General features: G+C 47.2%; 10 protein-coding genes. 5 read left to right on the top strand and 5 right to left on the bottom strand.

Annotated elements, in window-relative coordinates:
* Nucleotides 1–76: 76 nt before the first annotated feature.
* The 3 genes from AC5I6P_RS21590 to AC5I6P_RS21600 all read right to left on the bottom strand — a co-directional run bounded on the left by AC5I6P_RS21590 (nt 77) and on the right by AC5I6P_RS21600 (nt 2804).
* Nucleotides 77–328 carry a hypothetical protein gene (locus AC5I6P_RS21590; RefSeq protein ID WP_495695827.1) on the bottom strand — a complete coding sequence of 84 codons (252 nt, stop codon included), beginning with the start codon at nt 326–328 and terminating at the stop codon, nt 77–79.
* A 125-nt stretch (nt 329–453) separates the two neighbouring features.
* Nucleotides 454–1590, bottom strand: a complete 1137-nt coding sequence (locus AC5I6P_RS21595) for a DUF1822 family protein (protein ID WP_495695828.1) — start codon at nt 1588–1590, stop codon at nt 454–456.
* A 2-nt stretch (nt 1591–1592) separates the two neighbouring features.
* Nucleotides 1593–2804: a sigma-70 family RNA polymerase sigma factor gene (locus tag AC5I6P_RS21600; RefSeq protein ID WP_495695829.1), complete on the bottom strand. Its 1212-nt coding sequence runs from the start codon at nt 2802–2804 to the stop codon at nt 1593–1595.
* A 530-nt stretch (nt 2805–3334) separates the two neighbouring features.
* Here AC5I6P_RS21600 and AC5I6P_RS21605 point away from each other — a divergent pair.
* From AC5I6P_RS21605 to AC5I6P_RS21615, 3 genes are all read left to right on the top strand, one after another.
* Nucleotides 3335–4741, top strand: coding sequence for a CHAT domain-containing protein (locus AC5I6P_RS21605; protein WP_495695830.1), 1407 nt, complete (start codon nt 3335–3337; stop codon nt 4739–4741).
* A 100-nt stretch (nt 4742–4841) separates the two neighbouring features.
* Nucleotides 4842–7190, top strand: a complete 2349-nt coding sequence (locus AC5I6P_RS21610; RefSeq protein ID WP_495695831.1) for a CHASE2 domain-containing protein — start codon at nt 4842–4844, stop codon at nt 7188–7190.
* A gap of 84 nt (nt 7191–7274) precedes the next feature.
* Nucleotides 7275–8123 carry a DUF928 domain-containing protein gene (locus AC5I6P_RS21615; RefSeq protein ID WP_495695832.1) on the top strand — a complete coding sequence of 283 codons (849 nt, stop codon included), beginning with the start codon at nt 7275–7277 and terminating at the stop codon, nt 8121–8123.
* Nucleotides 8124–8166: 43 nt separating this feature from the next.
* Here AC5I6P_RS21615 and AC5I6P_RS21620 read toward each other — a convergent pair whose 3' ends face one another.
* The gene (locus AC5I6P_RS21620) at nt 8167–8808 is read right to left on the bottom strand and encodes a phosphoribosylanthranilate isomerase (RefSeq protein ID WP_495695833.1); all 642 of its coding nucleotides are present in this window, start codon (nt 8806–8808) and stop codon (nt 8167–8169) included.
* A 65-nt stretch (nt 8809–8873) separates the two neighbouring features.
* Here AC5I6P_RS21620 and AC5I6P_RS21625 point away from each other — a divergent pair, with 65 nt between their 5' ends.
* A complete protein-coding gene (locus AC5I6P_RS21625) occupies nt 8874–9035 on the top strand; it encodes a hypothetical protein (RefSeq protein ID WP_495695834.1) in 162 nt (53 codons plus the stop codon).
* A 100-nt stretch (nt 9036–9135) separates the two neighbouring features.
* On the opposite strand, the gene AC5I6P_RS21630 is transcribed toward AC5I6P_RS21625, so the two are convergent.
* The gene (locus tag AC5I6P_RS21630; RefSeq protein WP_495695835.1) at nt 9136–9738 is read right to left on the bottom strand and encodes a thioredoxin family protein; all 603 of its coding nucleotides are present in this window, start codon (nt 9736–9738) and stop codon (nt 9136–9138) included.
* A 127-nt stretch (nt 9739–9865) separates the two neighbouring features.
* On the opposite strand from AC5I6P_RS21630, the gene AC5I6P_RS21635 reads away from it, so the two are divergent.
* Nucleotides 9866–10564 (top strand): glutathione S-transferase N-terminal domain-containing protein, encoded by a 699-nt coding sequence (locus AC5I6P_RS21635; protein ID WP_495695836.1) that lies wholly within the window; start codon nt 9866–9868, stop codon nt 10562–10564.
* The last annotated feature ends 286 nt before the right edge of the window (nt 10565–10850 follow it).

Here is a 10850-nt window from a genome sequence, read left to right on the forward strand (position 1 = left end):
TGCTGCCTGCCGCAATACCCGTTGGATTGTCCATAGCCGGACGGTGCTACTCGACGACAGCACAAGTTCGGAAGCGCTAGTCCATACAAGTTGAAGAGAGGTAGATAGTATCCTGTAGCTGAGCCAGTTTATCCGATCGCAGTTTTCCAGAGATCGCACTCACCGTCTGAATTAAGCTGTCTTCTCGAACAACAAACACTGAGCGTAAATTTTGCACACCCGTTAATGGAAACAGAGGCGTGTATTGATATCGAGAACTCGCGATCGCAGCTAAACCTGAAGGGCCAAATACCAGTGCCCACGCCCGATTTTGAATCCGCTTTAGCACTACGAGCAGACAGTAGCAACAAAACCAGAAACCAACGACGAGAAATTTTCACATAGACTCTGTTGGATATATTTCAGCCTTGTCAAGTACAAAATAGTGTCAAATACAGGCTTCAGAGAGTTGCTTTAGCATTGGAAGCTTTCGGTTACTACTCCATCTAGATAACTAACCTGCACTTGAAATTGAGTTCCAACGGGACACTTAAAGCGTTGCAGTTGAATTGAATTATCTTGACTACGAGTTTGCACCGATTGAATGGTGTCGCCTCGACTGGACAGGAGAGATAAGTTGAGATACTGAGGCAAGCAGAGTGTACCTTCAGGCGGAGAGAGTTGAATCCGAATGCCAACTCTCCCATCGGGTTCAGCGGTTAGGGCAATGATGAGGAGAACCGTTTGTTCAGCTAACAACAACACTTTCACGCGCTGAATTGTGAGTTCAGATGAAGCCGCTTGTCGAAAATTAAGCGTCGGTGATTCAGAATTCAACACTGTTTCTAGAGATCGCCACGTTTCAGTAAACGTATTTTGAAACCATTGAGTTAAATTCGTAACAACACTGGTTTGATTGGTAGGATGATTTTGGAGCTGAACCAATCGTTGACGCCACAGTTCCGAGTCTAGTAATGCGCCCCATAATGTAAAAGGTAGCTCTAAGCGGATTTGATCAATAGCGATTTGAGAGAGGCGCTGCAATAAGCTTTCTGCCTGAACTTGAGGTACTTCTGCCAACACAGAAACAGCAGCTTGAGCCGGTTCATTAGCACAGAGTTGCTGCACTACGCGAAGCACCTGAATATCTTGAATTAATTGGTAATTATCCACTGAGTACATGCGATCGTCGGCATCATACTGTCCCTTTGCCTTGAGTTGCTGATGCGTGGTATATCCCCAAACCCGCACCGACTGCTCATCTGGGTTGACTTGAACGGCTAAATAGTAATCTCCGACCAAGCTAGGGACATCAATCCATTCTTGCGGCACTCTCAGTTCACTGGTATCAATACTTTTATCAGGAATGAGGATCAAGCGTTTTTGGTTGAGTGAAAGCGCAATGCCATTTAGGATGCCGCCTGCGTTGAACTGAACAGTTGGGATAACGTCATAGTCGTCTTGTAGCCAGGGTAGCACCGTGTCGAGGCAGACTTGATTGATATAAGCACCCCACTTCGCTCGTGGCGTTGAGTAACTTTGGCTTTGTTGCCAAGCGGATTGGTGAATGGCATCCGAAATAGGTAATTCTGGTTGGGCAGGGGTATTCATGTTTACATCCTTTCTTGCAGCCATTCTTCTAAAACCAGGCTGATATTTTTCACCACGTCGGAGGTTAATGAAATATGCAACGTCTCCTGGCTCCATTGAGCCAGCGCTAGAAGGAGAGTTTCGCGCGTTTTTGAGAGTTTGCGAGAAACCGTATATTGCTGAACATTTAGCTGTTTAGCAATTTGTTGCTGAGTAAGTTTTTGGCTGTAGTAAAGGGTTAACAGGTCTTGAGCGGTCGGATCCAATTGAGCGATCGCGCCCTTTAAAGCCGCGCTAACATCGCCATGTTGCGTTTGCCGCGCCTCGGTGTCCTCTTGAAGAATTAAATCATCTAGCAGAGACTCGCAATCAGCGCCAAGCGCAACTCCAAGGGAAGCGTGCTCCGGTAAGTCATCCTGCCATTCTTTCGACTCGTAGCCTGGCTTAGGTGCGTTCAGCGATGCAACAGGAGGATATAAATAAGCGCGGGCATGACGGGTGCAGATGGATAACCAACTGGCAATCGTCTCGGCACTCTGCTCGGCTCCAGGTGTTTTAAGCTGACGACGTTGATTATTATATAGAGCCGCGATCGCAGCCCAAGTTTCTTGATCTGGGGCAGGCAATTTTCGCAAATTTGGAGACTTGGTCGGCAGATAAGCGGTTTCAAAACACGTCCAGGCGAGTACATACTGAGCAATGGTATCGGAATTCAAACCCGCTTGAGCTAATGCTTCTGTTAATCGTTTGCGGCTGAGCTTTAGCAGCAGTCCCCAATCACTACACAAATTGACTTCTCGACTCTGCCGCAAAAAGTCGCGAATAATATTTTTAAATGCGTTACCCGCATAAGTTTTAAGACTTCCTGGATAATTGGGATCTCTTGCCTTTAAAATTTTGGGAACTTCTGCGATCGCGACTTGAAAACAGTCTGAAGCCTGATACCGCGATTCTGCGAGCCATTGATTTCCTCTGTATGCACTCCAATAACAGGTCTCTTGTAAATAGGCTGACAGATGACCCAGTGCAATTTTTCTAAAGGTTCGTTCTTCGCACCAGCGTCGATGCCAATAGGTTGACCAGAATTGTTCTGAAGGTTTAGCGTCTGCAACCTCAGTTAAATGCGCCTTCATACTGCGCCGTAACTTTGCGTCGATTGCCCAACGACTAATATGGTCGGCTTCAAACTGTAGAAAAGTTGAAAAGAGATCTGTGATGCTTTGACGGGGTTGCATACTTTCATTGCCCCTACAATTAATTCTCAGGACTTACTATAACTAAACTTTAAGGTTCAATTCGAGACTAGGTTGCTATTTAGTCGAAATTTTTCTTGGTAGTTTTACTTGTAACCGAACAAACCAAACGGACAGCTCTTCAATTAATCATAATGTTTTGATTTATCAACTAATTAATACTATTAATCTATTAATATAGTTGCTAGAGCTGTTCTCCTATATTAGAGATATTCTTACTATGTAATATTTCTTTGAACTACCCATACGGGTGAACCTAAACCAGCATTTGTTTTCTAAATTTGTAAAGTATCCTGACAGAATTGGGTATCAGCGCTGTTGCGGGAACATTAGTAGGCTAAGTTATTTCTTAACGACTGATACGACAGAAAAGGCAGGTTACATCGAAAGTTGCGTTGCTAACGTTTGATTCTCACTGGAGCAATAATTCGGATCGTTCCTCTACATGCTGAATCACGCTTCGCCAGCTTAGACGCCGGAATCATTCGCGCATTCAAAACTTTTTAACAACTATGAGCAAGCCTTCATTCCTTTTACTGATGGTTCTGACCCTGTGCTTTTCGATTGGATGCACATCCTTTTTTGAACGCTCCTCTATAGCCTATAGCAGTTCAAATAACAGGGCAGATGGAGATATTTTGCACGTTGCTCAAGCACAACCTCAACCTGCTCAACCTGCGCTTCAAAAACCTGATCTCGTTCAGTGGGCCATCGATCGCGGCGACGTAGAAGACGCAATTTATCAGATCGAACTGAGATGGAAAAAGCAGTACGAAGAATATTTTCAGGGGAAGTTTACCACTCACGCGCTCCCCGCCCCGGATATGGCTCGTGCCCTAGATCAAATCGGTCGAGAAACAGGTCGTAAACCAGCATTAGTCTATGCCATTCCAAGCCCGACCCATCTCGACGTGATGCTGGTTGCCCCGACTGGAAAGGCGATCCATCGCCGCATTAAAGCTGCCAATAAAGCAGCGCTGACTGAAACGGTTGATGCGTTTCGGATGGGTGTGGTGAATTCACGTTCAGATCCAGAAGATTATTTGCAGCCTGGACAACAACTCTATCAATGGATCGTTCAGCCGATCGAGTCTGATCTGAAGGCAAACGGCATTAATACGCTGATTTTTTGTTTGGGCGGCGGACTTCGCAGTGCGCCGCTTGCAGCGCTTCACGACGGTAAGCAATTTTTAGTAGAACAGTACAATCTAGGGATCATTCCCGCCTTTAATTTACTCGATCGCCAAGCCCGGAATTCGCCGGAAACTCAGATTTTGGCAATGGGCGCTTCAACGTTTCGGCAGCAAACTCCTTTGCCTGGGGTTCCGCTCGAAATTAGCTCAATTACGAAAACTCCTTGGCAAGGAACCTCATTGCTGAACCAAGACTTTACGCTGGCAAATCTCAAGTCTCAACGAGCAAAATATCCCTACGGCATTGTGCATCTCGCGACTCATGCCGAGTTTGCGGCTGGAGCCGTTCAGAAATCGTATATTCAGTTTTGGGATCGGCAGTTGCGGCTCGATCAGCTGAAAGAATTAGGGCTGCAACAACCCCCCGTACAGCTTTTGGTATTGAGTGCCTGTCGAACGGCGCTCGGGGATGCCAAAGCTGAAATTGGCTTTGCAGGGCTGGCCGTGCAGGCAGGCAGTAAAGCGGCGATGGCGAGTTTGTGGTCGGTCGATGATGGCAGTACGGTGCTGCTAATGCAAGAGTTTTATCGTCAACTCAAAACGGCTCCTATTAAAGCGGATGCCCTGCGGGAAACGCAACTGACCATGATTCGTCATCCAGAGACCTTGATGAATTCCCTCCGTGGTCGCCAGAATTTACCTCCAGAACTTTCAAGAGTCGCCAAGTCGAATTTGTCTCATCCCCATCACTGGGCAGGATTCACCATGATTGGCAATCCGTGGTAAGCCGCAATCAGGAAAATGGATGGCTGCATAAAATCGCGGTCTCAATCGTTGTAACAATAGAATTGGGACTGCGATCGGACTCGAACGACATGGATGACAGATGGAACATTTAGTTGTCTTAAATTTAGGACAAGGCAACTGGCGAGACGGGTTTCCTACGGTAATTGCTCAACTGTGGGAATCGGGTCGTCAAACGCCGATGCAATTTACAGGTAGCTTGCCTGCAATTCACGGCTTAGCAGAGTGCTATCGACGCTGGCGATCGCTATATTTGGCGCTCTATGCTCATTTAGAATGGCGGCGCTCTAGCGCCCCGCCTGAGTTTGAATTTGAGTTAGACAAAACCGATGTGACTCACATTTCAGCCGCTGAATTTGCTACCCTCTCTCAAGACCTACAAATTCAACTGAATGCGTGGCTCAGCGCAAATTCGTTTCGATCGATCGATCGGCAACTGCGAACGTTGCTATCTCCTGCCGATGCAATTCGCATCGCGATTGTGGCTAACGATCCGCAAGTGTTGCAATTACCCTGGTGTTTGTGGGATTTTTTGACCGATTACCCTAATGCTGAAATTGCGCTGAGTTTGCCAACGTTCACGCGATCGCTACAAACTCCAATTCCAAACCGACGCAAGACGGTTCGGATTCTCAGTATTCTAGGAAACTCCCAAGGAATTGATGTAGACCACGATCGCGCTCTGCTACAAACTTTGCCCAACAGCGAAATTCACGTTCTCGTTGAACCTGATGCGCAAACGTTACACGAGCATCTCTGGCAGTCACACTGGGATGTTCTATTTTTCGCTGGACACAGCTCTAGCGATCAGAAGGGTCAAATTCAAATCAATCAAACCGAAACCCTTACCATTGAGCAATTAAAATACGGATTACGTCATGCGATCGCACAAGGACTGAAACTAGCAATTTTTAACTCGTGTGACGGCTTAGGACTGGCGCAAGATTTAGCAGATTTGCAGCTTCCGCAAGTGATTGTGATGCGCGAACCCGTGCCCGATCGCGTTGCTCAAGAATTTCTCAAACAGTTTCTCACCGCGTTTACCCGTGGAAAAACCTTGTATGGATCGGTGCGAGAAGCGCGGGAAAAATTGCAAGCACTAGAGTCAAATTTTCCCTGTGCCACGTGGTTGCCGATTATTTGTCAAAATCCGGCTGAGGTTCCTCCGCTTTGGCAAGACTGGTGCGGTCAAAAACGTCGTCTCTTTCCCCAAATGGCGCGATCGCACCTCCGTACGATCGCGCTTACGACTGTGCTCGTCACTGGATTAGTCACAGGCGTTCGCTGGCTAGGTTGGCTGCAACCCCTAGAGTTGCAAGCTTTTGATTTGCTGATGCGGCATCGCCCAACCGAGTCACCCGACCCTCGACTGTTGATTGTGCGGATTGATGAAGAAGATATTGAGAAAGAAACTCAAAGCGCAGGCTCTCTGTCAGATGCAACGCTAGAGCGATTGCTAGGAATATTGGAGCGTCATCAACCCAGCGTGATTGGATTAGATTTGTATCGCGATTTTTCGAGTCGAAATCCGGCGCTCAAACAACGACTAACCCAACTGACGAACAATAGTCAACTCGTTGCCATCTGTAAGCGTCCCGATACGGCATCTAATGACCCAACTGGAATTGCCCCACCTCCGGGCATGGACAAAGCGGATGTTGGATTTAGTGACTTTGTACAAGACGCAGATAGTGTGGTGCGGCGGCACTTGCTGTTTGTGAGTCCCAAAGCGATCGCGGCTTGCACGACTCCCTATGCCCTTAGTGCCCAGCTTGCCTTTCGCTATTTGGCTGCGCAACAACCTAGTATCCAGCCTACCTTCACAGCAGATGAAGACCTGAAACTTGGAAACACTGTTTTTCCAGATCTCACCAATCAAACGGGAGGCTATCAGCGGTTTGATGGGCGCGGAAATCAAGTGTTACTGAACTATCGATCGCTCGAACCCCAAGACATTGCTCAGCAAGTTACCGTTCGACAAATCTTAAATGGACAAATGAATGCTGAAGCGATCAAAGATCGGATTGTGTTAATCGGGGTAACGGCTTCCAGTAGCGGAGATTTCTTTGCAACGCCTTACGGTGAAAGCTTTCCTAAAAAGGCTCCTGGTGTTGTGATTCATGCCCACATGGTGAGTCAAATTCTCAGTTCAGTGTTAGACAACCGCCCCTTATTGTGGGTTTGGTCTAGTTGGGGTGAACTCTTCTGGATTAGCAGTTGGTCTGTCGTGGGAGGGCTGGTGGCATGGCGCTTTCGCCAGTTGAAGGGATTTGGAATTGCTCTGGCAGGATGTGCGATCGTGCTGTCCGGATGCTGTTGGGTTGTATTGGCACAAGGCGGATGGATTCCATTCGTTCCAGCGCTGATTGGGGTCATCGTCACAAGTGGTACGGCTGCATATTACTTCACCGTCAATCGTAAAATTCATTAACTGATTGCATTCAGCGATCGAAGATTTTAATGACTTCACTCGCCTAGTTTCAGAACTCGCCTAGTTTCAGATAAGGTATCAACTATGTTGTTCTCTAAACAATCAGGGCTGTTAGCTGTTGCATTCATCGCATTGTTGATTCACAATGTCGGATTCCTTCAAATTACTGAAGCACAAGCTCAACAGCGATTAGCGCAAAGCGCAACTCCAAAGAAACCGCGACGAATTCGCTTTGATCCCCCTTCGCCTCCCGATCCAGGTGAACCAAGCGATCGCGGCCAAGGCGGAGGACGCCGAGGAGATTGTGAAAACTACGAATCGTTTACTGCATTAGTGCCGACGCCGCAGAAGACCCGACCTGACCAGCAATGGGGCTTAACAACCAGCGATCGTCCGACGGTGTGGTTTAATGCACCCAAGGGCATTGATGCGGGTCTTCCAGTGCAATGGCAATTGCGAAATGCTCAAAACAAAGCCGTGTACAAAAAGGCACTCCGGCTTCCAGCAACAAAGCCTGGAGTTGTGAGTTTCTCGCTGCCTGAGACTGCACCTGCTTTACCCGCTGGAACCTATCGCTGGGAACTCGCGATTTTTTGTGATCCGTCGCTCGATGTACCTGTCTATCGTGAAGGAAAGATTCAACGAATTAACCCACCTCAAGCCTTGCAACAAGAACTCGCGATCGCAAAAACGCCTGTAGACCGAGCAGTGAGCTATGCAAAACATGGCGTTTGGTATGACGCGATCGCGGCGCTGGGAACTCAAATTCGTTCTGCACAGCCCAACGCAGAGGCAATGCAGGCATGGAATGAATTACTGGAACAACAGAATCTCAGCACTCCGACTACAACAACACCAACGTCTTGTTGCACCATTCAATCGGTAACGCCACAACTTCGATCGTTATTCCATCTGCTGCCACCTCGCTTATAGCAACTCGGGCAACTGGGCTAGTCAATTTGCGATCGTTTTGTGATTACTGTCTTAGCACTGCAAATAATTGGTTCACTCGCTCCAGGTCTTTATCGCCTGGGGCTTTTTCTACGCCACTCGACAGGTCAATTCCATCAGGATTGACTAACCCGAGAGCATCGAGAACATTGTCTGGATTGAGTCCACCTGCTAAGAACCAGGCACAATTTGGGTGAAATTCCTTTAGGGTTGACCAATCGATTGTTTCACCCGTTCCGCCTGCTTGCTCTGGATGATAAGCATCTAGCAGCAACGTATCGATATGAGTTTCGTAAATGCTAGATTGAACCAAATCTGCAACCGTTTTGATTCTTAAAGCTTTAATAATTTCAACATCAGAGAATCTGCTGCGTAATGCGTCACAGAATTCAATCGATTCATTACCGTGAAGTTGAACACAATTGAGATTGGAGATCTCAACAATTCGACAAATTTCATCAATCGTTGCGTTTAAGAAGACACCCACACGATCGCATCTTGAGCCGTCAGACGGTAACTGCTCGACGATCGCCCGAATTTGCTCTGCTGGAATGTATCGTGGTGTACCAGGAACACAAATAAACCCAAGCGCTGTTGCGCCCAACTGTGCGATCGCGCGTCCTTGTTCAACTTTTGTAATGCCACAAATTTTGACTCTTAATTCCATTGCTGTTTTGTAAAAGCTACGGTTACCGCTGTGCCCATTGCTTATTTATCCTACTTCAAGACATCGTGGCGTTAAATACAGCATTAGCCTTGTGTGTGGGTGAAGCTGTACCAGAAACAGGTGAGTATGCTGACACCTTTGCTAAGGCGATCAGGCTTGCCAGAGATGTTTTACAAGGTGGGGCTGCTTGGAGAAAATTAGAGCAGCTTGCTCAATTTTTACAATGAGTGCAAAATTGCGATCGCGTTTTCTAAAATGTGTTGCCAACGTCGAGCGAAGTAGAATCAATTGCACTAGCTGCTCATGAACGCGATCGCACTCCCATTCCTACGAAGGGACATTGATGGGCGTTTGAAAGTAGGCAGGCTCATTTCCGGGTTTCCACTTGATGTTGCAACCAATACTAGGCTTTTGATCCTGGCTCACAGGCTGCTCCGATAGAACCGCATCGATCGCTAAGCGCAAGTCTTTTCCCGTCACCGGAATGCCGTTGTTTGGACGACTATCATCAAGCTGTCCTCGATACACCAATCGGAGATCGGCATCAAACAGAAAAATATCGGGTGTACAAGCCGCCAAATAGTCCTTCGCCGTTTGCTGAGTTTCATCAAACAGGATTGGAAACGTTAGCGCTAGTTCTTCTGCAAACGCCTTCAGTGAGTCAGGAGCATCATCAGGATGCGTGATCGGATTATTTGGACTGATCGCAACAATTCCAAGATTTTGCTCACGGTAATCTTGACCCAGCTTAGCAAGTTCCTGCTTGATGTGCTGCACAAACGGACAATGGCGACTGATAAACAGCACCAACAAGGCTTTTTTACCTGCAAAATCCGTTAATGTAACAGTCTGACCGGAAACTACATCAGGAAGCTGAAAATCGATTGCTGGCGTGCCTAATGTCAACATTGTTGAAGGAGTGAGCACCATAAAATGAACTTCCTACGCTACATCTACTTAGAATAGAAAATTAGCGATCGTAGTTCAATGCTTTCTCGCACCAGAGCAACCGACGGACTGCCGTATCGTAGTTTTACGCCCTGTCAGGAGGCTTATTATGATTGATCTTTACTACTGGGCAACCCCCAACGGACACAAAATCACGCTGTTTCTAGAAGAAGCTGAATTACCCTATACCCTCGTGCCAATCAACATTGGCAAGGGCGATCAGTTTAAACCAGAGTTTCTGAAGATTTCTCCCAACAATCGTATTCCAGCGATCGTCGATCGCGACCCCGCCGATGGCGGCAACCCCATTTCTGTATTCGAGTCTGGTGCCATTCTATTGTATCTAGCAGAGAAAACTGGAACGTTCATTCCAACCGACATTCGCAGTCGAGCAGATGTGTTGCAATGGTTATTTTGGCAGATGGGCGGACTAGGACCGATGGCAGGACAAAATCATCACTTTACTCAGTACGCGCCTGAAAAAATTTCCTATGCCATCGATCGCTATGTAAATGAAACAGGGCGGTTGTATGCGGTGCTAGACAAGCAATTGAGTAACCGTGAATTTATTGCAGGAGAGTATTCGATCGCGGATCTTGCCGTCTATCCGTGGATTGTGCCTTATGAAAAGCAAGGCCAAAATCTAGCGGATTTTCCCAACGTACAACGCTGGTTTGAAGCGATTAAAGCGCGTCCGACAACGATTCGAGCCTATGAGAAAGCAGAAGCCTTCAAAGATCAGGCAATCGATCCTGAGCAGGCGCGGGATTTGTTGTTTAATCAGTCCTCCAACACAGTGAAGCGTTAACTTTGACGCAGTTTTTTTGTTGGAACCATGCTTTCTTCAGAGTTGCGCCTTGCGCTAACGCTTCTGTTGTAACTGCTGTTTTATCCCTCTTTCATCACTTTGGTAGGAGCAAAAGCTGAAAGCTTTGCTGCACCTGCGTTTTGCTCTTTTGTCATCTTCGAGCCGTCAAAATAGGAAACTCGCACTGGAGCTAGGTTTCAGAGTTCACTTCAGCGAGAGTGATGAAAGAGGGCCCTCTTTCATCACTCTAGGCGGATGAAAAAGTAGAACTCACGCTTAGAGCACT

The sequence above is a fragment of the Myxacorys sp. genome (genome assembly GCF_059501405.1).